Annotated in this window: 22 protein-coding genes and 1 tRNA gene; 8 read left to right on the plus strand and 15 right to left on the minus strand. The window is 65.4% G+C overall.

The window, feature by feature from the left end; all coding sequences use genetic code 11:
* Nucleotides 1–10 precede the first annotated feature (10 nt).
* Complete coding sequence (locus GTP44_RS00195) at nucleotides 11–1,030, minus strand: substrate-binding domain-containing protein (protein WP_160988521.1); 1,020 nt, start codon at nucleotides 1,028–1,030, stop codon at nucleotides 11–13.
* A 13-nt stretch (nucleotides 1,031–1,043) separates the two neighbouring features.
* On the opposite strand from GTP44_RS00195, the gene GTP44_RS00200 reads away from it, so the two are divergent.
* Nucleotides 1,044–1,202 (plus strand): hypothetical protein, encoded by a 159-nt coding sequence (locus GTP44_RS00200; protein WP_161017850.1) that lies wholly within the window; start codon nucleotides 1,044–1,046, stop codon nucleotides 1,200–1,202.
* Between the two features lie 43 nt (nucleotides 1,203–1,245).
* Nucleotides 1,246–1,587: a hypothetical protein gene (locus GTP44_RS00205; protein WP_202412610.1), complete on the plus strand. Its 342-nt coding sequence runs from the start codon at nucleotides 1,246–1,248 to the stop codon at nucleotides 1,585–1,587.
* Here the strand turns inward: GTP44_RS00205 and GTP44_RS00210 are convergent.
* Complete coding sequence (locus GTP44_RS00210) at nucleotides 1,577–2,632, minus strand: MBL fold metallo-hydrolase (protein ID WP_160988519.1); 1,056 nt, start codon at nucleotides 2,630–2,632, stop codon at nucleotides 1,577–1,579. The genes GTP44_RS00205 and GTP44_RS00210 overlap by 11 nt on opposite strands.
* Before the next feature lie 122 nt (nucleotides 2,633–2,754).
* Between GTP44_RS00210 and GTP44_RS00215 the strand changes: the two genes are divergently transcribed.
* The gene (locus GTP44_RS00215; protein ID WP_161017851.1) at nucleotides 2,755–3,060 is read left to right on the plus strand and encodes a hypothetical protein; all 306 of its coding nucleotides are present in this window, start codon (nucleotides 2,755–2,757) and stop codon (nucleotides 3,058–3,060) included.
* On the opposite strand, the gene GTP44_RS00220 is transcribed toward GTP44_RS00215, so the two are convergent.
* Nucleotides 3,057–3,593 (minus strand): carboxymuconolactone decarboxylase family protein, encoded by a 537-nt coding sequence (locus GTP44_RS00220; RefSeq protein ID WP_161017852.1) that lies wholly within the window; start codon nucleotides 3,591–3,593, stop codon nucleotides 3,057–3,059. The genes GTP44_RS00215 and GTP44_RS00220 overlap by 4 nt on opposite strands.
* Before the next feature lie 112 nt (nucleotides 3,594–3,705).
* Between GTP44_RS00220 and GTP44_RS00225 the strand changes: the two genes are divergently transcribed.
* Nucleotides 3,706–4,611 (plus strand): AraC family transcriptional regulator, encoded by a 906-nt coding sequence (locus GTP44_RS00225; protein ID WP_161017853.1) that lies wholly within the window; start codon nucleotides 3,706–3,708, stop codon nucleotides 4,609–4,611.
* Nucleotide 4,612: 1 nt separating this feature from the next.
* Here GTP44_RS00225 and GTP44_RS00230 read toward each other — a convergent pair whose 3' ends face one another.
* Both GTP44_RS00230 and GTP44_RS00235 read right to left on the minus strand, forming a co-directional pair.
* Nucleotides 4,613–4,897, minus strand: coding sequence for a 2Fe-2S iron-sulfur cluster-binding protein (locus GTP44_RS00230; RefSeq protein WP_160988515.1), 285 nt, complete (start codon nucleotides 4,895–4,897; stop codon nucleotides 4,613–4,615).
* 29 nt (nucleotides 4,898–4,926) lie between these two features.
* Entirely contained in the window at nucleotides 4,927–6,597 is a 1,671-nt protein-coding gene (locus GTP44_RS00235; RefSeq protein ID WP_160988514.1) for a methyl-accepting chemotaxis protein, read from the minus strand.
* A gap of 336 nt (nucleotides 6,598–6,933) precedes the next feature.
* Here GTP44_RS00235 and GTP44_RS00240 point away from each other — a divergent pair, with 336 nt between their 5' ends.
* Nucleotides 6,934–7,332: an EF-hand domain-containing protein gene (locus GTP44_RS00240; protein WP_160988513.1), complete on the plus strand. Its 399-nt coding sequence runs from the start codon at nucleotides 6,934–6,936 to the stop codon at nucleotides 7,330–7,332.
* A gap of 5 nt (nucleotides 7,333–7,337) precedes the next feature.
* Here GTP44_RS00240 and GTP44_RS00245 read toward each other — a convergent pair whose 3' ends face one another.
* From GTP44_RS00245 to GTP44_RS27090, 5 genes are all read right to left on the minus strand, one after another.
* On the minus strand, nucleotides 7,338–8,528 hold the full coding sequence (locus GTP44_RS00245) for a hybrid sensor histidine kinase/response regulator (RefSeq protein ID WP_160988512.1): 1,191 nt from the start codon (nucleotides 8,526–8,528) through the stop codon (nucleotides 7,338–7,340).
* Nucleotides 8,528–9,130 (minus strand): chemotaxis protein CheB, encoded by a 603-nt coding sequence (locus GTP44_RS00250; protein WP_161017854.1) that lies wholly within the window; start codon nucleotides 9,128–9,130, stop codon nucleotides 8,528–8,530. The genes GTP44_RS00245 and GTP44_RS00250 overlap by 1 nt, the downstream gene beginning before the upstream one ends.
* Before the next feature lie 2 nt (nucleotides 9,131–9,132).
* Nucleotides 9,133–9,948, minus strand: a complete 816-nt coding sequence (locus GTP44_RS00255) for a CheR family methyltransferase (protein ID WP_161017855.1) — start codon at nucleotides 9,946–9,948, stop codon at nucleotides 9,133–9,135.
* Nucleotides 9,949–9,966: 18 nt separating this feature from the next.
* Nucleotides 9,967–13,476, minus strand: a complete 3,510-nt coding sequence (locus GTP44_RS00260; RefSeq protein ID WP_161017856.1) for a response regulator — start codon at nucleotides 13,474–13,476, stop codon at nucleotides 9,967–9,969.
* A 90-nt stretch (nucleotides 13,477–13,566) separates the two neighbouring features.
* Nucleotides 13,567–13,953, minus strand: a complete 387-nt coding sequence (locus GTP44_RS27090; protein WP_308494295.1) for a TauD/TfdA dioxygenase family protein — start codon at nucleotides 13,951–13,953, stop codon at nucleotides 13,567–13,569.
* Between GTP44_RS27090 and GTP44_RS00270 the strand changes: the two genes are divergently transcribed.
* Complete coding sequence (locus GTP44_RS00270) at nucleotides 13,888–14,286, plus strand: type 2 periplasmic-binding domain-containing protein (RefSeq protein WP_229256745.1); 399 nt, start codon at nucleotides 13,888–13,890, stop codon at nucleotides 14,284–14,286. The two genes, GTP44_RS27090 and GTP44_RS00270, sit on opposite strands and share 66 nt — an antisense overlap.
* 101 nt (nucleotides 14,287–14,387) lie before the next feature.
* Nucleotides 14,388–15,086 carry a PEP_CTERM-anchored TLD domain-containing protein gene (locus tag GTP44_RS00275; RefSeq protein WP_161017859.1) on the plus strand — a complete coding sequence of 233 codons (699 nt, stop codon included), beginning with the start codon at nucleotides 14,388–14,390 and terminating at the stop codon, nucleotides 15,084–15,086.
* Here GTP44_RS00275 and GTP44_RS00280 read toward each other — a convergent pair.
* Together GTP44_RS00280 and GTP44_RS00285 are read right to left on the minus strand one after the other, a co-directional pair.
* Complete coding sequence (locus GTP44_RS00280) at nucleotides 15,067–17,226, minus strand: ATP-binding protein (RefSeq protein WP_161017860.1); 2,160 nt, start codon at nucleotides 17,224–17,226, stop codon at nucleotides 15,067–15,069. The genes GTP44_RS00275 and GTP44_RS00280 overlap by 20 nt on opposite strands.
* A gap of 263 nt (nucleotides 17,227–17,489) precedes the next feature.
* Nucleotides 17,490–17,565, minus strand: a tRNA-Arg gene (locus tag GTP44_RS00285).
* Between the two features lie 203 nt (nucleotides 17,566–17,768).
* On the opposite strand from GTP44_RS00285, the gene GTP44_RS00290 reads away from it, so the two are divergent.
* Nucleotides 17,769–18,317 carry a c-type cytochrome gene (locus tag GTP44_RS00290; RefSeq protein ID WP_161017861.1) on the plus strand — a complete coding sequence of 183 codons (549 nt, stop codon included), beginning with the start codon at nucleotides 17,769–17,771 and terminating at the stop codon, nucleotides 18,315–18,317.
* Between the two features lie 51 nt (nucleotides 18,318–18,368).
* Here GTP44_RS00290 and GTP44_RS00295 read toward each other — a convergent pair whose 3' ends face one another.
* The 3 genes from GTP44_RS00295 to GTP44_RS00305 form a co-directional block, all read right to left on the minus strand.
* Nucleotides 18,369–18,926: a hypothetical protein gene (locus GTP44_RS00295; protein WP_160988502.1), complete on the minus strand. Its 558-nt coding sequence runs from the start codon at nucleotides 18,924–18,926 to the stop codon at nucleotides 18,369–18,371.
* Between the two features lie 125 nt (nucleotides 18,927–19,051).
* The gene (locus GTP44_RS00300; protein ID WP_202412624.1) at nucleotides 19,052–21,088 is read right to left on the minus strand and encodes a M13 family metallopeptidase; all 2,037 of its coding nucleotides are present in this window, start codon (nucleotides 21,086–21,088) and stop codon (nucleotides 19,052–19,054) included.
* 93 nt (nucleotides 21,089–21,181) lie between these two features.
* Nucleotides 21,182–23,209, minus strand: a complete 2,028-nt coding sequence (locus GTP44_RS00305; RefSeq protein WP_161017862.1) for a M13 family metallopeptidase — start codon at nucleotides 23,207–23,209, stop codon at nucleotides 21,182–21,184.
* Nucleotides 23,210–23,243 lie beyond the last annotated feature (34 nt).

A 23,243-nucleotide genomic window follows, 5' to 3' on the forward strand; every position in this document is an offset into this window, starting at 1 on the left:
GCCGCGCGCTTCAGGCGTCGCTTGCCTTGACCCGGCCCACGGTGGCGCCTTCCAGCAACACCGGCTGCCATAGTTCTTGCAGTTCGCCGGCGGGCACGCCGTTGATCAGGGCGAGCAGCATGTCGACCATGCGCGCACCGGCCTTGCACGGATCCGGCTGGTCGATGGTGGTGACGTTGGCGCCGGCCAGCGTGTCGGCCATGCTGCCCCAGACGATGACCGAGATGTCCTGGCCGATGACAATGCCGGCATCGAGCAGTGCGCGCACCGCGCCAACGCCGGACAGGTGGTTGTCGACGATGACCGCCGTCGGTCGCGGCGAGCAGGCCAGCAACTGCTGCATGGCCTGGTAGCCACTGCGGCGGTCCAGCGTGTTGTCGATGAGGTAGCGCGGATCGGCCGCCAGGCCTGCCGCCGCCAGCGCGGCGACAAAGCTGTCCTTGCGCTGCCGGGCGAAGTTCAGTTCCAGCGGGGCGCTGATCAGGGCCAGGCGCTGGTGGCCGAGCCCCAGCAAACGCTCCATGGCGATGCGGATGCCGGCCTCGTTGTCGTAGTCGAACCACGCATACGGCGCCTTCAGTTCGGTGCGGCCATGGGCGACAAACGGGAATTGGGCTTTGCTCAAAAAGGCGATACGCTCGTCGCGCACCAGCGTGCGCCCGACCACCAGGCCATCGACACGCCGTCCGCGCACCATTTGCTGATACGCCGGCTGCTCGGCCGCCGGCGATACCGGCGCGATGATCAGGCTGTTGTTGACCGCCTCCAGCGCCGACGACATGCCGGCCACCACATCGAGGAACATCGGATCGCCCATGTCGGACGGCAGCAGCGGGTAGATGATGCCGAAGACATTGGTGCGTCCCAGCGCCAGCGAGCGCGCCATCGGATTGGGCTGATAGCCGACCTCCTGGGCCGCCTTCAACACGCGCTCGCGGGTACGCACATTGACTTCCGGGTAACCGTTTAACGCCCGGCTCACCGTGGTCTTGGACATGCCAAGGTGGTGTGCGAGGTGTGCCAGGTTCATAGTCGATTGTTCAATGTTGACCGCTGATTATAGCGTTTGCGTCGAATTCACCGCCACCCTCATCGACGGCGTTTTTAAAGAAATACAACATTGGCAGTGCCGCATGACGCCGCCGGACGGCATCACTGCGGGCGGTGCGGTTGGCCTTGCCTTTTTTGTTTTTATGGCCTAACCTGCAATAAATGATTGTGCATCATCCTGCCTGAAAGAATGCCATGGCCTTGTCCGTCAACGCGCTGCAAGCATCGGTTGCACAAGCTGAAAGGCAGGTGCAACAAGACCGCGTGCGCGTCAATCAGGACACCAGCCGGCTGGACGCCAGCCGCGACCAGTTGGCCAAGGACAAGCAAACGCTGGCCGACAACCAGCAGGCAAGCGACAAGGCCACCCAGGCGGCCGAGACGTCCAACCAGCCGCTGCCCACCGTCAATCTCACCCGCGCCATTGAAAATCCACCACGCGCCGAGCAGGTGCTGCCACCCAACCTGACGATACCCAAGCCGCAGGTCAACACGCTGGGGCAGACCGTCGGCAAGTTCATCAACGTTACGGCTTAGCCGTCACCAGCGCTTCCCACCATTTGGCTTCCGCATGTGGCTGGAGAATATCCAGCTGCTTTCCGATTTCCGGCGTGGCGATCGGCCGACGGTGTTCGGCCGCCAGCCGCGTGATGCGGTCGAACGGATCGTGCCACGCGTGCAGCGACAAATCAAAGGTGCCATTGTGGATCGGCAGCAGCACCTTGCCGCGCAAATCGATATGCGCCTGCAACGACTCTTCCGGCTGCATGTGCACGTCCGGCCACTGCGGATCGTAGGCGCCGGTTTCCACCATGGTCAGGTCAAACGGGCCGTAGCGGCGGCCGATTTCCTTGAAACCGTCGAAATAGCCGCTGTCGCCGCTGAAGAAGAGGCGCACGTCGCGGTCTTCGATGACAAACGAGGCCCACAGCGTTTTGTTGCGGTCACGCAGGCCACGGCCGGAAAAGTGCTGCGCCGGCGTGGCCACCAGCTTCAGGCCGGCGACCTGGGTGGCTTGCCACCAGCCCAACTGCCGCACCTTGTGCGCCGGGATGCCCCAGGCGATCAGGCGCTCGCCCACGCCCAGCGTGGTGATGAAGTGCTCGGTCTTGGCCGCCAGCTGTTTGACGGCGGCATGGTCCAGATGGTCGTAATGGTCATGCGACAGGATTACACCCTTGATCGGCGGCAGCTCGTCGATGCTGATCGGCGGCGGGTGGAAACGCCGCGGGCCGGCCCACTGCACCGGCGACGCGCGCTCGGAAAACACCGGGTCGGTCAGCCAGAAATGGCCGTCCAGCTTGAGCAGCACCGTCGAGTGGCCGAGGCGGAACAGGCTGCGATCCGGCGCCGCCAATAATTGCCGCTGCGTCAGCGCGTGCACCGGTATCGGCTGCGACGGCACCGTGTCTTTCGGCTTGTCGAAGGCGAAGCGCAGCATGATGCCCAGCGATTTGACGAAGCCCATCTTGTGCATCCGCACCGGATTGCGGAAACGGCCATCGCGCGTGCGCGGCGCGCTGGGGACGGCCAATCCGTCCAGCCGCTCAATCGCGGACTCGGCAATTACAGATCGCTGCATGATTCACTCCTGAAAAGCCAACGTTAGCCGCTAAAGACGCACCGCGCGCGCGAATATTGTATGCGCTGTGCCGGTAAACCGATTACGGCTAAAATGCAATCGTCCCAACCAGCGGAGCGCCCATGTCGATTACCCCGGAAGAACTGGAACTGCTGATGCAGGAGGTGGAGCGGGAAGACCCGATCGACTTCGCCGACCTGCCGTTCGATGAACACGATTTGCGCGGGCTGATCGCCAACCATCTGTGCGAGATGGCCGGCGCCATGGACAACTTCAGCGCAGAAGACAAGCACCTGACGCTGCTGGCCGTCGCCGCCAAGCTGGTGCTGGAAAACATGGTGCTGAATGTGCGGCTGCTGCGCCGGCACGGCGTGCCGCTAAGCGACACCACGGAAGCGCTGTTGCAGCGCCTCCGCAAGAAAGATTAGCCGGCGCGCGGGAAATCGATCTCGGTCACATTGACCCGGTTGAACAGATTGGTGAAGGTGATGGCGGTGATGGCCAGCAAGGTGTCGACCAGCTGGGCGTCACTGTAGCCGGCCGCCTGCGCCGCGCTGACCACCTCGGCCGGCACGTCGCCGCTGGTGGTGACCACGCTGTGCACGAAGCTGGCCAGCGCATCCAGACGGGCATCGCCGCTCGGCTGGCCGTGGCGCACGCCACGCATGGCGTCGGCGCTGAGACCGGCTTTGGCGCCGATCAGCGTGTGCGCGGCCAGGCAGTAATCACAAGCGGCGTCCTGGCTGACGGCCAGTTTGACCACCTCGATTTCCTTGGCGCTCAGGCTGCTTTTGCGCAGCGCGGCGTCCAGGTTCAGCACGGCTTCCAGCGCCACCGGGCTATTGCTGCCGATGCCGGCATAGGCGTTCGGCACCTTGCCGACCGCACCCTTGATGGCGGTGAACAGTTGCGCGGCGTGGCCGGTGGCTTCCGAGACAGGCTGGGTGAACAAGCGGGACATGATGTGTTTCCTTTCAAAAGTGATTTGGTATGGAAACAGTGTAGGCCGGCCGCTTGCGATGGTGAATATCCCAAATGCTCTATAATTTGCTCTATCGTCTCATCCGTAACTTATGGACCCGCTCAGCCACCTGCTCTCGCTGTACCCGGTGCAAACCGCACTGGACGTGCGTTGCCGCTTCGGCGCGCCGTGGGTACTGCAGCATGGCGGCACGCCGCGTGGCGTCGCTCCCTATCACCTGATTGTGCACGGCGAGGCGCACGCCGGCGAGCTGACGCTGCAAACCGGCGACATCATCGTCTTCCCGCAGGGCGGCGCGCACCAGTTGCATCTCGGCGACCCGGCCGGCGCCACGCCGCCGCGCAGCGTACCCGGCCTGCTGCGTCTGGAAAGCAATGACGGCGACGGGCCGCAAACCGACATCCTGTGCGGTGAATTCCATTTCGACCTCGACGGCAGCGCCGGGCTGCTGGCCGCGTTGCCGTCGGTGCTGGTGGTGCGCACCGCCGGTCGGCCGGAGGCACAAAGCCTGCGCCACCTGCTGCGCATGCTGCAAGAAGAAGCGGAGACGCCGCGCGGCGGCTCCGAAGCCATCATCCGGCAACTGGCCTCGGCGCTGTTCGCGCTGTTGATCCGTACCTGGCTGGAGCAGTCGCTGGCGGTGCCCGGCCTGTTCGGCGTGCTGGCCGAGCGGCGCCTGCAGGCGGCCATGCACGGCATGCTGACGGCGCCGGAAAAACCGTGGACGTTGGAAGCGCTGGCGGACACCAGCCACATGTCGCGCGCCACCTTCGCACGCCTGTTCAAGCAGGCCGCCAACGCCACGCCGGCCGAGGTGCTGACGCAATTGCGGATGGCGCGCGCCGCCCGTCTGCTGGAGGCGGGACGCCACGCCGGCGACGTCGCAGAGGCGGTCGGCTACCAATCGGAAGCGGCCTTCAACCGCGCCTTCAAGCGCCAGTACGGCGCCAGCCCCGGCGCCTACCGCCGTGGCGGCGCAAGCCGCAACCCAGACTGAATTACCGGCTCGCCGCCGGCACCTGAAGCGTCAGGTCAGTCTCGGCAATCGCCACACAAGGCAGAATATACCCGTCGCGCTTCTCGTCCAGGCTCAAGCCCGGCCACTCGATCTTGTAGCGCACCGTGCCGCTGGTGGCGCGGCAGAGGCAGGTACGGCACGTGCCGTTGCGGCACGAGCTCGGCAAGCGAATGCCCGCCTTGTCCGCCGCCTGCAACAGCGTATCCGGCGCCGTCGCGTCAAAACTCCATCCCTGCCCTGCCAGCGTTACCTTCATGCCTGCCATCCATGTCGCCTGTCCAAGGCGACATGATATCAATGCAGCTGCAATTGCGACGAGGACTTGCCGCGCACCGGCGGCCGCGACGGCTGGCCACCGGCCGCGCGCTGACGCGGCGCCTTGCTGGTGCCATGCTGAAGCTTGAACACGGCGATCGCCTGAGATACCCAGCGCGCCTGCTCCGCCAGGTTACCGGCGGCGGCGGCGGCCTCCTCCACCAGCGCCGCGTTCTGCTGCGTGATGTCGTCCATCTTGATCACCGCCTCGTTGACCTGGCCGATGCCGGAACTCTGCTCGCGGGTGGATTCGGAAATCTCACCCATCACTTCAGACACCCGGCACACCGACGCGATCACCTCGTTCATCGTCACGCCGGCGCTGTTGGTCAGCGTGGTGCCGGCATGCACCTTCTCGATCGAGGTGTCGATCAGCGCCTTGATTTCCTTGGCCGCCGTGGCCGAGCGTTGTGCCAGGCCACGCACCTCGGACGCCACCACCGCGAAGCCGCGCCCCTGCTCGCCGGCGCGCGCCGCTTCCACCGCCGCGTTCAACGCCAGGATGTTGGTCTGGAAGGCGATGCCGTCGATCAGGCCGATAATGTCCAGAATCTTGGTCGACGAGGTGCTGATGTCGCCCATGGTCGACACCACCTGCGAGACGATCGCGCCGCCCTCGGTGGCCACGGTGCGCGCGCGCTCGGCCAGTTCATTGGCGCTGGCGACGTTGGTGGCGCTCTGCTGCACCGTCGCCGTCAGCTGTTCCATGCTGGAGGCGGTCTGCTGCAGGCTGGAGGCCTGCGATTCGGTGCGGCCCGACAAGTCCATATTGCCATCGGCGATTTCATCGGTGGCCAGCGCGATCTGATCGAAGTTGGCGCGCACGTCGCCGATGATGCTGTGCAGATTGATATTGGTCTGCCGCAGCGCCGCCAGCAACTGGCCCACTTCATCGTCGCGCTGAATCGCGATCTGGGCGGTCAGATCACCGCCGGCCATGCGGCGCGCCGCCGTGGTGGCCTCGCGCAAGGGCTGCGCCACGTTCACATACAGGTTGCGGCCGAACGCCAGCATGCCGACCAGCGCCACCAGCGCGGCACCGCCCAGCCAGCCGTGCGCCTTGGCGGCGGTGGCGTCGTCCATCACCAGCAAGGTCAGCGCCAGCACCGCCAGCACCCCCACCAACAGCGTGGTGGCCGCCGCGATCTGCGTCGACAGCGAGGTCTTGCTCATGTCGCGCAGACGCGCCACCAGGCCGGTCGACGCCGCGCGGCCGTTGACGATGCGCAGGCCGCGTGGATTGCCATTCTTGATTTCACGGTACAGGCCGTCGGCCTCGCGCACCTGCTCGCGCGTCGGCTTGGTGCGCACCGACAGGTAACCGACCGGCTTGCCGTTTTCGATCACCGGCGTGACGTTGGCCAGCACCCAGTAGTAATCGCCGTTCTTGCAGCGATTCTTCACCAGCCCGGTCCACGGCATGCCGTTCTTGATGGTGCTCCACAGGTCGGCGAACGCCTCCACCGGCATGTCCGGGTGGCGCACGACATTTTGCGGCGCGCCCATCAGTTCTGCCTCGGTGAAGCCGCTGACTTCAATAAAATAGGGATTGGCGTAATTGATATTGCCCTGCAGATCGGTGGTGGAGACGATGGTCTTGCCGTCTTCCATGATGTATTCGTTCTGCGTAACCGGGGTGTTGACGCGCATGACCGCTCCTTTTCACTGCGTATTAGTAGAGTAGTAGGCGAACCAGGGCTTGGGGGCGCCATAGGCACAGCATTGCCTGTAACTATAGAATAAAAGCAATCGGATTAAAAATGATCACTAAATGTCGCGGCGCGGCAAATTTTCCTTTGCCATACAACAAGCATTCAGGCTGCGGCGGTCATGCCGCTGATTGGTATAAAAAACAAAGTTACGCGGACAATTGATGTTTCCGGGCGACACCGCACACAAGCGACACCGAAGCCATTTGCCAAAATCGCGCAATAGGATCAAAGTATCTTTCCATGCCATGCATCGCCATGATGCGGGGAGACAACCATGAAGATTTTGCAATGCGCCATGCTCGCGGCGGCAGCAGGCTGGGCCGCGATGGCCGGCGCCCAGGCGCCCGCCCAGGACCCTGGATCACAAGCGGCGACGCGCAGCGCGACGGCCTATGAACCTTATCTGCCGCCGGCGCTGCGCAAGCCGCTGCGCGACGCCGGCGCCAGCGCCACGCTGCTGCGCTACCAACCGTCGCCGAAACTGAAAAAACGCTTTGAGGCCGCCGACCTCGACGGCAACGGCGCGCTCAGCCGCGAGGAGGCGCGCATGGCCGGCTTCACCGTGGTCGACAAGAATTTCGACCACATCGACACCGCCCGCCGCGGCAACGTCAGCTTCGACGACCTGCAGACCTACCTGATGCAGCGCCGCGAGGAAGCCAGCTCGCGCTAAGACCGTTACGCCGGCTGCTCCTGCGGCGGCGCGTCGCGGCGCGGCAGCGTCAGGCTGAACACCGCGCCCTCGCCCGGCGCGCTCTGCAGGGTCAGGCTGCCTTCATGCACCTCGGCCAGCTGGCGCGAGATGTACAGGCCCAATCCCAGCCCGGCCGGCGCGTCGCTGCCGACGCCACGCTCATACGGCTCGAAAATCTTGGCCTGGTGTTCCGGCGCCACGCCCGGACCGCAATCGCGCACATCGATGCACGCCCAGTCCTGCTCCACCGTCAACGTTACGCTGATCGGCTGCTGGCAGCCGTAGCGCATCGCGTTGGTCAGCAGGTTGACGACGATCTGCTCGATGCGGAACTCGTCCCACCAGCCGCTGACCGGCGTGCCCGCCTCCAGCGTGATGTTGGTGCCGGCGGTGCTGGCCTGCGGCGTCAAATCGTGCACCACCCGGCGCAGCAGGCCGGACAGCTCCACCCAGCCCGGCCGCAGCGACAGCTTGCCGCTGCGGATGCGCGACACGTCCAGCATGTCGTCGATCAGCCGGATGATGCTCTGGATCTGGCGGTCGTCGCGCGCCACCATGCGCTGCAGCTGCTCGGCGCCGAAGGCTGCCATGTTGCCGCGCTCCAGCTGCATCTTGCGCAGCTGGGTTTCCAGGTACAGCGTGTTGAGCGGCGTGCGCATCTCGTGCGACACCATCGACATGAATTCATCGCGCATGCGCAGCGCGCGCTCCAGCTGCGCCTGCATCTCGGCCTGACGCTGGCGCGCCAGCTCCAGCGCCTCGACCTGGCGGCGCATCGCCTCGCGCGCCTGGTACAGCGCCACGAACACCTGTACCTTGCCCTTGACCGCGCGCGGATCGAGCGGCTTGTACAGCACGTCGACCGCGCCCGCCTCGTAGCCCTTGAACGAATAATTGAGCTCCTTGCCGGCCGCCGTCACGAACACGATCGGAATCTGCCGCGTCTTCTCGGTGCCGCGCATCAGCTCGGCCAGTTCGAAGCCGTCCATGCCCGGCATCTGCACATCGAGGAAGGCCATGGCGAAGTCATGCTGCAGCAGCAGCGCCAGCGCCTCCTCGCCCGACCCTGCCTGGTACACCGCGCGCCCCTCGCCGCGAATCAGGGCGTTGAGCGCTTGCAGGTTCTCCGGCAGATCGTCGACGATCAGCAGCTTGGTGGGGGATGCGTCTTGCATTAATTATTCTCCAGCATCATCAACAGAGTGTGTATCTCATCCAACGGCAACACCAGGTCCGGCTGGCGCAGGCGGATCGCCTCCTGCGGCATGGTCGGCACCTCGGCCTCGCGCGGGTCCTGCACCACGGTCAGGCCGCCGGCCCGGCCGATGGCGGCAATGCCGGCGGCGCCGTCCTGGTTGGCGCCGGTCAGCAGAATGCCGACCAGCGCCGGACCGTAAGCGTCGGCCGCCGACGCCATCAGGTAATCGATCGCCGGGCGGGCGAAATGCACGGGCGCCTCGCAACTCAATGAAAAGCTGCGATCAAGCTCGACCGACAAATGGTAGCCCGAACCGGCAAAGTATAGCGTTCCGGACGCCAGGTCCTCCTTGTCGCGCGCCTCGCGTACCGGTAGTTTCATGCGCTGCTGGAACACGCCGGCCAGCTGGCTCTGGCGCCCCTCGGGCAGGTGCAGCACCGCCACCACGGCGCAAGGGTAGTGCGCCGGCAGCCCCGGCAACAGCCGCAGCAGCGCGCCGACGCCGCCGGCCGAGGCGCCGATGACCACCGCCTCCACCGTGCGGCCAGCCAGTGCCGCCTGGATCTGGGAGGTGTTCATGGTCAACGTTTGCGGAACAAGCGCTCGCGCTTGACGACCGGCTCGAAGTGCGGCGCGTAGGCGGAAAAGTCGATGCTCTCCTTGCTGCCCAGCCCGAGGAAGCCGCGATGGCACAGCGACTCATGGAACAGGCCGAAGGCGCGCTCCTGCAACTTCTTCTTAAAGTAGATCATCACGTTGCGGCAGCTGATCAGATGGGTTTCGGCGAACACCGCGTCGGTCGCCAGGCTGTGGTCGGCAAAGGTGACGTTCTCGCACAGCGACTTGTCGAACAGCGCCGCGTTGTAGGCGGCGGTGTAGTAGTCGGAGAAGCTGCGCAGGCCGCCGGCCTGCTGGTAGTTCTGCGTGTACTCGCGCATCGCCTCCAGCGGGAACACGCCCTGGCGCGCCTTCTCCAGCGATTGCGGATTGATGTCGGTGGCGTACAGCATGCTGCGTTCCAGCAAGCCCTCTTCCTTGAGCAGGATGGCCAGCGAATACACTTCCTCGCCGGTGCTGCAGCCGGCCACCCAGATCTTCAGCGACGGGTAGGTGCGCAGCACCGGCACCACCTGCTCGCGCAGCGCGGCGAAGTAGCTCGGGTCGCGGAACATCGACGTCACCGGGATCGTCAGGTATTGCAACAGCTGGCTGAAGGCGGCCGGCTCGTGGATGATGCGCGCCTGCAGCGCCGAGATGCTGTCGCACCCCATCTCATGCATGGCATGCAGCACGCGGCGCTTTTGCGAGGCGCCGGTGTAGTCGCGGAAATCGTAGCTGTACTTCATGTAGATCGCTTCGATCAGCATCCGCAGTTCGATGTCGGTGTCGCTATGCATAGATTACCCCTCGCATGCTCAGCTGCGCTCGCCGTTCGGCATCCACACGCGCAGCAGCGAGTACAGCCGCGACAGGTCGATCGGCTTGGCCAGGTAATCGCTGGCGCCGGCCGCCAGGCACTGCTCCTGATCGTCCTTCATCGCCTTGGCGGTGATGGCGATCACCGGCAGGCGGGCGAAGCGCGGGTCTTCGCGCAGGCGGCGCGTGGCCTCCAGGCCGTCCATGCCGGGCATCATCACGTCCATCAGGACCAGGTCGATGTCCGGCACGCTGTCGAGTTTTTCCAGCGCCTCGTGACCGTTGCGGCCCACCTCCACCAGCGCGCCCTTCTGTTCCAGCGCGCTGGTCAGGGCGAAGATGTTGCGCACGTCGTCGTCCACCAGCAGGATGCGGCGGCCCTCGAACACGCGGTCGCGCGAACGCACGGTCTTGAGCATGCGCTGGCGTTCGCTGGACAGGTCGGCCTCCACCTTGTGCAGGAACAGCGTCACCTCATCGAGCAGGCGCTCCGGCGAGCGGGCGCCCTTGATGATGATCGAGCGCGAGTATTTGTGCAGGTCGGCCTCCTCGGCGCGCGACAGGTTGCGGCCGGTGTAGACGATCACCGGCGGGAAGGCCGCCAGCGACTCGCCGGCCATGCGCTGCAGCAGTTCGTTGCCCTGCATGTCCGGCAGCTTGAGGTCGATGATCATGCAGTCGTAGACGGTGGTGCGCAGCAGCGCCAGCGCTTCCTCGCCGCTGCCGACGGCAACGATGTCGACGTCGTCGTCGGCGATCAGCCGCACCACGCTGTCGCGCTGGCGGTCGTCGTCCTCCACCAGCAGCACCCGCTTGATCTTCTGCGTCAGCTTGGCTTCGATACGGCCGAACACCTCCATCAGCTGCTCGCGCGAGGTCGGCTTGAGCGCGTAGCCGATCGCGCCCAGATGCAGCGCGGCTTCGCCGTTTTCGGAGCCGGACACCACGTGCACCGGGATGTGGCGGGTGTGCGCGTCGTCCTTCAGCAGTTGCAGCACCGACAGGCCGGAACGGTCCGGCAGGCGGATGTCCAGCAGCACCGCGTCCGGCTTGTACTGGCGCGCCAGCGCCAGTCCCTCGTCGGCGTCGAACGCCACCAGGCACTGGTATTGTTTCTCGCGCGCCAGATCGTACAGGATGCGGGCGAACGGCGCGTCGTCCTCCACCACCAGCACCAGGCGGCCACGCGGCACGATGCCGGCCTCCAACTGGGCGCGGTCGTCATCGAAGGCGCGCGGCGCCGGCGCGACCGGCGCGGGCACCGGTGCTGGCGCCGTGACGGGCGCCAGCATCACCGGCGGGCTACCCGGCGCCGCGCCATGGGCTTCGGTGGTCGAGCTGCCGGCGCGCGGGCCCGGCGCCGGCGCGGTCCACGCCAGCGGCAGCGTCAGCGTGAAGCAGCTGCCCTTGCCCGGCTCGCTCACCAGGCTGATGTCGCCGCCCAGCAGTTGCGCCAGGTCACGCGAAATCGACAGGCCGAGGCCGGTGCCGCCGTATTTGCGGCTGGTGGTGCCGTCCGCCTGCTGGAAGGCGTTGAAGATGCCCTGCTGATCCTCGGCGCGGATGCCGATACCGGTGTCCTGCACCGAGAACGCCACCTGGCCGGCGCCGGCCGGCTGCGCGGTCAGCGTGATGTGGCCGCCGCTGGTGAACTTGAGCGCGTTCGATAGCAGGTTCTTCAGAATCTGTTCCAGGCGCTGCCGGTCGCTGACCATGTGCTCGGCCACACCGTCGGCCACCTGCAGCTGGAAGGCCAGCTTTTTCTGCTGCGCCAGCGGCTCGAACACCATGGCCATGCCTTCGATCACATGGCGGATCGACAGCGGTTCCGGCACCAGGTCCAGCTTGCCGGCTTCCACCTTGGAGATGTCGAGGATGTCGTTGATCAGATTCAGCAGGTCGTTGCCGGCCGAGTAGATGGTGTTGGCGAAGCGCACCTGCTCTTCGTTGAGGTTGCCCTGGCTGTTTTCCGCCAGCAGCTTGGCCAGGATCAGCGAGCTGTTCAGCGGCGTGCGCAGCTCGTGCGACATATTCGCCAGGAATTGCGATTTGTACTGGCTGGCGCGCTCCAGGTCGCGCGCGCGCTCCTCCAGATCCTGCTGGGCCTTGAGCAGCGCGGTGTTCTTCTGATCCAGCGCCAGCCCTTGTTCGTTCAACTGTTCGTTGGTCTGTTCCAGTTCGGCTTTCTGGTTCTCCAGGCTGGCCTGGGATTCTTCCAGCACGCGCGACTGCTCTTCCAGTTCCTCATTGGCGGTGCGCAGTTCCTCCTGCTGCACCTGCAACTCCTCGTTCAGTTGCTGGGTTTCCACCAGCACTTCCTGCAGGCGCTGACGCGAATGGCTGGCCTCGATGGCGCTGCCGATATTGCCCTTCACCAGCGTCAGCAGATCGATATCGCGCTCGGCGATCGGGCGCAGCAGGCCCAGCTCGATGACACCGTTGATCACGCCGTCGCTGTCGACCGGCGCCAGCAGCACGCTGGCCGGAGCGCCGCCGCCCAGGCCGGAAGCGACCTGGATGTAATCGGCCGGCAGCGGCTCCAGGCGGATCACGCGCCGCTCCAGCGCCGCCTGCGCCACCAGGCTCTCGGCAGATTTGAACTGCTGGTCGCGCTGCTCCCATGCATCGCTGAAACCGTAGGACGCCACGCGGCGGAAACTGCCATCCGGCGCCCGCAGGTACAGCGCGCCCACCACCACGCCCATGTAGCGCGCCAGGAATTGCAGCAGCGCCTGCGACAGCTGCGGCAGCGCCAGCTGGCCGATGCCCTGCTGCGCCAGCTCGCTCTGGCCGGTGCGCAGCCAGGCCTGCTGTTGCAGCAACTTGGCGTGCTCGGCATGATCGTCCAGCGCCCGCGTGTAGACGCGCGACAGGCTGGTCAGCTCGCGCCGGCCGAACCAGGCCAGAATGCCGCCGACGCCCAGCGTCAGCAGCAGATACGCCACGGCCACCCAGGTGGTGACGCTGCGCGACTCATCGTTGCGCTCCAGGCGCATGCGCATTTCCGTGTTGACGAACGCGTCCAGCTGACGCCGGATCTCGTCGAATTGCGCCTTGCCGCGCGCGGTCTTGACCGGGCCGGTGACATCAGCGTTGGCGGCGCGCAGCTGGATCATTTCCTGCGCGTACTGGTCCCATTGCCGCTGCTGATATTGAATCGTGCGCAGGCGGTCGACCTGGGCCGGATTGTCCTTGACCAGCTGCATCAGGCCATCCAGATTGGCCGCCACCCGCGGCTTGGCGGCGAGGTAGGGCTGCAAGAAGGATTCGTCGCCGGCCAGCAGATAGCCGCGCACGCCAGTTTCCATGTCCACCATCTCTTTCCCGACCTGGTTGGCGTTGCCGATCACCCGTTCGCTGTGCTCGACCCAGTTCATGGTGGTGATCAGATAGGCCAGCAACACCACAAACACGCCGGCGCTGACCACGCCGGCGGCCAGCGGCAACGTGACGTTACGAACAAGGATGCGCCGGAACGCGCGGTCGTCCAGCATGGTGGAATTGGGCATGGTCTGACCAGATGAACTTAAGAAGCAAGAAGTTTATCTCAAACACAAGTGTTACCACCGGCGATTTCAATCGTGCGCGAAGGAAATATCCTATCCCCTCACGCAAAACCTTGTGTTTGATGCGGACCGTCGTCCCGGCGCAAGCCGGGACCCATACTGAATATCCGCTAAGCGGCGGGTGGCCGGCGTGATCGGCGTCGCCTTGTGGGCCACGTGCAAATTATCGGCCACCACCACATCGCCCTGCAGCCAGCGATGACGATAGGTGGCGCCGTCACGCGAATAATGGCGGTCCACCGCGTCGATCAGCGCGCGCGAGTGGTCGGGACTGTAGCCGGGCACGCCGGCCGTCAGGCCGATGTTCAGGTACAGCGCCGGCAAGCCGCTCTTCGGATGTCTGAGCACCAGCGGATGCACCTCGCCATTGCGGTGCGCCGTGCTCAGCCCCTCGAACTCCTGGCGGATCTCCGGCTGCAGCTCGGCATAGCCGGCCGCGACGCCGAACCGGCCGGCGTGCTGCGCATCGCCGCCCCCGAGCAGCAGCCCAACCTGATCGCCCGCAAGCTGGCCGGCCACCAGCACCACATCGTCGCCAGCCCGGCCTATCTGGGCGGGCCCGGCCTGGCGCTGCTGCCGGACTGGCTGATCCAGCAGGACCTGGAGGCCGGCGCGCTGGCGCCGGTGCTGGCCGACTACCGCGCCAATCCGGGCGAAATGGCGGTCGGCATTTACGCGGTGTACCCGGCCAACCGGCGCGGCGCGTCCAAGATCCGCGTGTTCACCGACCTGCTGGCGGCAGCGCTGGAATAAAGTTCCCGCGATCCGCCGCGCCGTTGAGCCGTCTCACACGGCGCGCACCCTGACGCGCAGCGCCGTCCGCCGCCGCCTACACTGCTGGCGGGAGGACGCATATGATGACCAAGCTGCTGGCGATTGCCTTGCTGTGCCTGCCGCTGTGTGCGCGCGCGGGCGTGATCGTCGGCGGCTCGCAACTGCTCGGCGCGGCCGACCTCGGCACGCTGGAAAGCTGGTTCGGCCAAGGCAAACTGACGCTGACCAACATCTACAGCCGCGATCCCGGCGACGTCGGCGTCGATTTCCATGCCGCCGCCGACAACCGCAGCCCCACCTTCGCCGTCATGCGCGCGCGCGGCGGTGACGGTCGCTGGAAAACCATCGGCGGCTACAACCCGCAAAGCTGGGACAGCGGCGGCGGCGCGCACTACACGGCCGATCCGCAAGACTGGGACGCCTTTCTCTTCAACCTCAGCGACGCCGTACTGTGGCGCCAGAGCGGTCCGGTGCAAACCTACAACCGCGACTTCGACGGCCCCACTTTCGGTGCGCCGCCGCTGGGGCCGGATCTGGGCGTCACCGCCGACCTGTCACAGGTGTTTTCGCTGGGCGGCTGGTCCTATGGCGGCCTCGATCAGCGCGAGCGCTCGCTGGTCGACGGCACGCTGCACGCGCCCAACATGCCGCTGGCCGCGCTGGAGGTGTTCAGCATCAGCGTGGCCGCCATCCCCGAACCGCCGCCGGCGCTGCTACTGCTGGTGGGGTTGCCCGCGCTGCTGCTGTGGGCCGCCCGCGTCAGGCGCGCGGCAGCGTGACGGCGAACACCACTTGCGGCGCGGCGTAGCGGTAGACGATCTCGCCGCCATGCTGCTGCACGATTTCCTGCGCAATATGCAAGCCCAGACCCAATCCGCCACGGTTGCGCACATTGCCGACCGACGCGTGTTTCAACGGGCTGTACAAAGTCGGCAACAGCTCGGCCGGAATCGCCGGCGCCGTGTTGCGCACTTCCAGCAACACCTTGCCGTCGCGCTCGTCCAGCATCAGTTCGATCAGCTCGCCATGGTCGCCGTGGTGGCGGGCATTGCTGACCAGATTGCTGACCACCTGCACCAGCCGGTCGCCGTCGACCTCGGCCACCAGCGCGGCCGGCATGCGGGCATCGATGCGCAACTCCGGGTGCGCGGTGCGCGCCTCGTCGAGCAGATCGTGCAGCAGCGGCACCAGGTCGACCAGCACGCGCGTCAGTCCCAGCCCCAGGCCGCCGTTGATGCGGCTCATGTCGAGCACCTGGCTGATCAGACGCTCCATGCGCGTGCTGGACGCCTGAATGCGAGTGCTCATGGTGCTGGCGGCGCCGCCGTGCTGCAACACGGTGGCCGCCATATTGATCGAATGCAACGGGCCGCGCAGGTCGTGGCCCAGCATCGCCAGCAACTGCGCGCGGGCACGGTCGGTTTCCACATGCTTGGCCACGCTGGCGCGGTGCATCTCACCGAGCAGCTGACTGGCCGCCAGCCGCTCGGCCGCCGCCCACGGCACGGCCCGCTCGCGCACCATCTGGCGCCACTCGTCGAACGAGCCGCGCGGCGTCAGGCGCGGCCCCATCGGACCGGTGCGTATCACCTTGTCCGGCCGGCCGGCCCAGCGAATGGTGTGGATCTGCTCGCGGCGCAGCGCCAGCAGCCACCCGTCGGTGGCCGGATCGAAGCGCAAGGCCAGCAGGCCGGCCCACGGCGCCAGCGCCGGCCGCAACGCCTGCGGCCAGTCGCCCACGGCGCTGCGCTCGACCATGTCCTGGCCGTGGGCCGGCAGCGAGGCCACCATCCGCGCGGCCAGCTCGGGGTCGATATCGCCATGCACCACCAGCTTGCCGTACTCGGTGACGATCAGCGCCTCCGCCTGCAGCGACTGGCACACGCCGGGCGCGTGCGCCAGCAGCGCGCGGGCCGGCTCGTCCTGGTGCAGCAACGTTTCCATCAAGCGGGTGCGCACTTCGGCCGACTGCTCGACCAGCAAGGCGTTGGCGCGCGCCTCCATCGACTGCACCAGCGAGGCCAGCACCTGCGCCATCACGTCGGCCGCCATGCGCACCGAGTACGGCACCTGCAACGGCGCCATGTGGTGACAGGCCAGCAAGCCCCACAGCCGCCCGGCCACCACGATGGACACACTCATTGACGCGCCCACGCCCATGTTCTGCAGGTACTCGATATGGATCGGCGAGACGCTGCGCAACACGCTGTGGCTCAGATCCAGCGGCGCGGCGCCGGCGCGGCCGACCAGCGGCGACGGCGTGTAATGGATGTCGGCGATCAGGCGCAGCGTGTTGATGGTGTACAGGCGGCGCGCCTGCGCCGGGATATCGCTGGCCGGATAGCGGCGGTGCAGATAGGGCTCCAGATCGTCACGGCGCGCCTCGGCGGTGACGTCGCCGCTGTCATCCTGGTGGAAGCGGTAGGCCATCACACGGTCGAACCCGGTGATGGCGCGGACCTGCTCGGTGGCCAGTTGCAGCAGCGCGTCGATCGACTTCTGCCGCCTCAGCCGATCAATGGCGGCGTGCGCTTTCAGCGCGAAGGCGGCAACGGCGTCGCTCGGCGTGTCGCGGCGCTCGAACTCAATGATCAGGCGGGCATGATAGGCGTGCACAATACAGTCGAAGCGCACCGCGCCGACGGTCACCTCCAGCGCCGTGACCGGTGCCTCGCCGTCCTCCACGCTGTCGAGGCATTCGCTGGCGGCCTGCGACACCTCGGCCGGCAACGGCAGCGCGGCCAGCGGCGTGTTCAGCGTGGGGGTCAGCTGCAGCAACTGGGCGACGTTGGCGCTCCAGCCCAGCAGGATACCCTCCAGGTCGAAGGCCAATAGCGCCCCGTGCGGCTGTATGCTGCCGGGGATGTGGATAGGTTCATCCGCACAATTGTCCAGCGTGACGGGAACGATCACTTGCATTTGGGCGGCATCGCTTTTCGGAGAGGTGGAAGAACGATTCTAACACCCCGACGTTGGCACAGATAGTGCACCGGCCCTATGTCCGCTAGCGTACATAGACGCCGCACAGGGCAAAAGTATGTCCGGCTTTTTTGATGCAAGTCAAAAATGTTGTAGAAAAATCGGATGATATTTTGATACGGCGCAACATGCGGCGCCAAAACGGAATTGTGCTGCAGTGCAGCACGTTAAATCCGCTAAGCGATTGATTTTGCAGGAAAACTTGGTGCGGCTGACTGGGATCGAACCAGTGACCCTTGGCTTCGGAGGCCAATACTCTATCCACTGAGCTACAGCCGCGACAGGGGGATACGCGAAGGCGTGCCGTAGGATACCGTTTTTATTGGCCGCCGTCCATGGGGCAGTATCGTTTTCAACAAGTTTGCGTTTCCCTCGCCGCATTGTTGTGTCTATAATCAGCCGTTTGGTGAAGGTTTTTACAAGGCAGCTGCTGATCAACTCTTCGCGCCACCCCGGCTTGAAATCAGTCTCTTAAGGAAATCATGAGCGACGCACACAACGAACACGAATCCGCAATCAGAACGCCCAAACAACTCGTCGTCGCCGTGATCGGCTTCTTCGTCGTAGTTATCTTCGGCATCATCCTCCTGGTCAAGTTTGTCACGACCGACAAGCTGACCGGCGCCGGTTCCGGCAGCCAGGAGCCGGACGCCATTGCCGCCCGCATCGCGCCCGTCGCCGACGACGGCTACACGCTGAAAGACGCCAGCGGCCCGAAAGTGCTGCAAACCGGCGAAGCCGTCTACAACGTCACCTGCACCGCCTGCCACGGCAGCGGCGCCGCCGGCGCGCCGAAGTTCGGCGACGCCGCCGCGTGGAGCGGCCGTCTGGCACAGGGCTACGACACCGTCCTCAAGCACGCCATCGAAGGCCTGCGCGCGATGCCGGCCAAAGGCGGCAACCCGGATCTGGACGATGTGGAAGTGGCGCGCGCCGTGGTCTACATGGCCAACGCCTCGGGCGGCAAGTTCAAGGAACCCGCAGTGCCGGCCCCGGCGGCGGCGGCGGCGCCGGCGGAGCCGCCTAAATAATCGGCGGCGTCCGCGCGCAACCGAGAACCGGCCCGCGCGGCCGGTTTTTTATTAGCGGCACAGGCCGTAGGCTTTGCGGTCGGCGAAGTAGCGGTAGGTGAAGGTGCGCACCGGGTACTGGTTCAGCGCGATCTCGAAGGCCGGCGGCACGACATCGAACCGGTCCGGCAGCTTTTGCGTGACGCGCAGGCGCACGCGCCAGATGGTTTCCGCGCCGGTGGCGCCGGCGATCAGCATGTCGGGCACTTTGGGGATCGCCTCGACGATTTCGGCCGGCGCGTTGGTGGCGCGCTGATAAAAAGTGACCAGCTCGGCCTTGGCGATGACCGGTCCTTTCGGCTGGGTGACGTTGTAGTCGCGGCTGACGAACATCGCCCGCTCGCCGCGCGGCACCAGATAGACAAAGGTGAACTCGGCGCCGCCATCGGGCAGCGTGACCGGCGGCGTGGTGGCGATGCTGATCCCGCGCGGCAGCTCGAAGCGCGAGCCCTGCTGCCACTCCTTGCACTCCGGCGTCTTCGCCATATACACATCGACCGGCGTATAGGAATCGCCGCAAGCGCTCAGCAGCAACGGCAGCAGCAGGGGAATGGTGTAACGCATACGCATGGCCATCAGGCTTCAGAAATTCGGGGAGCCAACAGTATAACCGGTGTCAGGTCTGACAAACGAACACGGGCTCAACTGCTACGCAGTTGAGCCCGTGTTCGTTTGTCAGACCTGACACCCGGTTTTTACCACATGATTACGCGGTCCTTCGGTGGCAGGTACATCTTGTCGCCGGGCTTGACGCCGAAGGCGTCGTAGAAGCCGGGCTGGTTGCGCATCGGGCCGTTGGCGCGGAACTGGCCTGGCGAGTGCGGGTCGGTCTTGATCTGCTGGATCTGCGCCGCTTCACGCATCTTCATGCGCCAGACCTGCGCGAAGCCCATGTAGAAGCGCTGGTCGCCCGTCAGGCCGTCGATCACCGGCGCCTTCTTGCCTTTCAGCGACAGCTTGTAGGCCTTGTAGGCGATCGCCACGCCGCTGTTGTCGGCAATGTTTTCGCCCAAGGTCAGTTCACCGTTGACGTGGTAGCCAGGCAGCGGGCTGAACTGGTTGTACTGCTCGACCAGCATCTTGGTCTTGGCCGCGAAGGCTTTGTGGTCTTCGGCGGTCCACCAGTCGCGCAGATTGCCGTCGCCGTCGTACTGGGCGCCCTGGTCGTCGAAGCCGTGGCTGATTTCGTGGCCGATCACGCCGCCGATGGCGCCGTAATTGACCGCGTCATCGGCGGCGGCGTCGAAGAACGGCGCCTGCAGGATCGCCGCCGGGAACACGATTTCGTTCATCTCCGGGTTGTAGTAGGCGTTGACGGTTTGCGGCGTCATGCCCCATTCGTCGCGGTCGATCGGTTTGCCCAGCTTGTTCAGTTCCTTGTTGTAGTCGAACTGGTGCGTGCGGAGCACGTTGCCGACCAGGTCATCCTTGCTGATCTGCAGCGCGCTGTAGTCGCGCCATTTGTTCGGGTAGCCGATCTTGTAGGTGAACTTGGCCAGCTTGGCTTGCGCCTGCTTCTTGGTGACCGGGGTCATCCAGTCCAGCTTGTCGATGCTGGTCTTGTACGTCGCCAGCAGGTTCTTCACCAGTTCTTCCATACGCTGCTTGCGCTCGGCCGGGAAGTGGGCGCCGACGTACAGCTTGCCGACGGCTTCGCCCAGCGCGCCTTCGGTCACGGAAACCCCGCGCTTCCAGCGGGGACGCTGTTCGGTCACACCGCTCAGCACGGTGCCGTAGAAGGCGAAGTTTTCGTCGACGAAGGCTTTGCTCAGGTAAGGCGCGTAGGCGCGCACCACTTGCCACTGGAAGTAGGCTTTCAGCGTGTCCAGCGGCGTGCTTTGCAGCAGCGCGCTCAGGCCTTTCAGGTAGCTCGGCTGGCTGACGATGACGTAGTTCACCTTGCCGGCCACGCCGGCGTCGCGCAGGTAGGCTTGCCAGTCGTAGCCAGGCGCCATCTCGCCCAGCTTGGCGATGTCGACCTTGTTGTAGGCCTTGATCGGGTCGCGCAGCTCGACTTTGGTCCACTGCAGTTTGGCCAGTTCTTTCTCGAACTCGACCACGGCGTGGGCGGTGGTGGCGCCGTGCGTGTCGCCGGCCAGGGTCAGCATCTTGCCGACGTGCAGTTCATATTTGGCCAGCGTGTCGGCCAGTTTCTTGTCGTCCGCTTTCAGGTAATAGTCGCGGTCCGGCAGGCCCAGGCCGTCCTGGTACAGGTCGGCCACGTATTTGGTCGAATCCTTGTTGTCCTGGTGAATGCCGTAGTTGTACGGAGCGGTCACGCCGATCTGGTTGAAGTGCGAGATCAGCGCCGGCAGCTGTTGCTTGTCGCTCAGCGCGGCAACCTTGCCCAGTTCGGCTTTGAGCGGCGCGATGCCCAGTTGCTCCAGCTTGGCTTCATCCATGAAGCTGGCGTAGAAGTCGCCGATGCGTTGCGCCTCCGGGCCGCCGGCCTTGTTGGCGGCGGCGCCCTCGATGATCGCGCGCAGTTGCGGCTGGATGTCGTCGCGCAGCTTGGCGAACGAGCCCCAGCTCGATTTGTCGGCCGGGATCTCGGTCGTGGCCAGCCACTTGCCGTTCATGTGGGTGAACAGGTCGTCCTGCACGCGCACCGCCGGGTCGATGTATTCGACGGCGATGCCGGAGGTCGGCTTGCTTGCTACGTTGGCGCTGGCGGGAGCGGCGCTTTTGGCGCTGTCCGCGGCGCCGGCCAGGCCTGCGATCAGGCTCAGCATCAATGCACTTACGAGGTGACGTTTCACGAGGATTTCCTTCTAGGTTTGAATGGCGGCCCATTGCTCACACGGACCGTACAGCTTTATATCACATCACCACATGATGACGCGGTCTTTCGGCGGCAGGTACAGCTTGTCGCCCGGCTTGACGCCAAAGGCTTCGTAGAAGCCCGGCTGGTTACGCACCGTGCCGTTGGCGCGGAACTGATCCGGCGAGTGCGGATCGGTTTTCAGATACACGATTTGCTGCGCCTCGCGGATCTTGGCGCGCCACACCTGGCCGAAGCCCATGTAGAAGCGCTGCTGGCCGGTCAGGCCGTCGATCACCGGCGCCGGCTGGCCGTTCAGCGAAATCAGGTAGGCCTTGTAGGCGATCGCCGCGCCGCTGTTGTCGGCGATGTTTTCGCCCAGCGTCAGCGCGCCGTTGACGAAGTAGCCCTTGACCGGGCTGTAGCCGTTGTACTGCTTGACCAGTTGCCGGGTCTTGGCGGCGAAGTTCTTGTGGTCGGCCTTGGTCCACCAGTCGCGCAGATTGCCGTCGCCATCGTACTGCGCGCCCTGGTCGTCGAAGCCGTGGCTGATTTCGTGGCCGATCACCGCGCCGATGGCGCCGTAGTTGACCGCGTCGTCGGCGTCGGCGTCGAAGAATGGCGGTTGCAGTATCGCGGCCGGGAACACGATCTCGTTGAGCTCGGGATTGTAGTAGGCGTTGACGGTCTGCGGCGTCATGCCCCACTCGTCGCGGTCGATCGGCTTGCCGAGTTTGTTGACTTCCTTCTCGTAGGCGAACACCTGCGCGCGGCGCACATTGCCGACCAGGTCATCCTTGTTGACCACCAGCGCCGAGTAGTCGCGCCACTTGTTCGGATAGCCGATCTTGGTGGTGAACTTGGCCAGCTTGTCCTGCGCCTGCTTTTTGGTCTCCGGCCCCATCCAGTCCAGCGTGTCGATGCTGGCGCGGTAGGCGGCCAACAGATTTTTGACCAGCGCCTCCATGCGCGCCTTGCGCTCCGGCGGAAAGTGCTGCTCGACGTACAGCTTGCCGAGCGCCTCGCCCAGCGCGCCGTCGGTGGCGTTGACGCCGCGTTTCCAGCGCGGCTGCTGTTCGGCGGTACCGCTCAGCACCTTGCCGTAGAAGGCGAAGTTCTCCTGCACAAAGTCCTGCGACAGATACGGCGCGTTGGCGTGCAGCACCTGCCACTGAAAGTAGGCCTTCCACGTCGCCAGCGGCGTCTTGCCCAGCAGCTTGTTGAAGCCGCGGATGTAGCTCGGCTGGCCGACGATGACGTAATCGGTCTTGCCGCCAATGCCGGTGTCGTTCAGCCAGGTCTTCCAGTCATAGCCGGGCGCCAGCCGGGCCAGCCGGTTCAGCGGCACCTTGTTGTAGGCCTTGACCGGATCGCGCAGCTGCACCTTGGTCCATTGCAGCCCGGCCAGCTGGGTTTCCAGCGCCACGATGGCCCGGGCGTCGGCCGCCGCGTTGGCGTTGCCGGCCAGCGTCAGCATCTTGGCGACGTGGCGCTCGTACTGGGCCAGCGTGGCGGCCAGTTTCTTGTCCGATTTTTTCAGGTAGTAGTCGCGGTCCGGCAGGCTCAGGCCGTCCTGGTACAGGTCGGCCACGTAGCGGGTCGAATCCTTGTTGTCCTGATGGATGGCGAAGCCGTAGGGCGCGGTGTAGCCCTGGCGGTTGAAGTGGGCGATCAGGCCCGGGATCAGCGTCTTGTCGTTGAGCGCGGCGATGCGGTCGAAGTCCGGCTTCAACGGCAGCAGGCGCAGTTCCTCCAGCCGCGCCTCGTCCATGTAGCTGGCGAAGAAATCGCCGATGCGCTGCGCTTCCGCGCCGCCGGCCTTAGCCTTATTCGCCGCCGCCGCTTCGATGATCGCGCGCAGCTGCGGCTTGGTGTCGTCGTCGAGCTTTTCGAACGAGCCCCAGCTCGCCTTGTCCGCCGGAATCTCGGTCTTGGCCAGCCACTTGCCGTTCAAGTGAAGGAAAAAATCATCCTGCGGCCGCACCGCGGGATCGATGTCGCGCAGGTCCACGCCCGAGGTCTTCTGTTGCGCGTGGACGCCGGTGGACGCCAGCAACGCCACCATCAGGGCGCTGAGCAGATGTGCTTTCATAGTTTTTTCTCTCCCATCCTTCAAGAACAATAGC

Source organism: Duganella lactea, assembly GCF_009857505.1.
GTDB classification, from domain to species: Bacteria; Pseudomonadota; Gammaproteobacteria; order Burkholderiales; family Burkholderiaceae_D; genus Rugamonas; species Rugamonas lactea.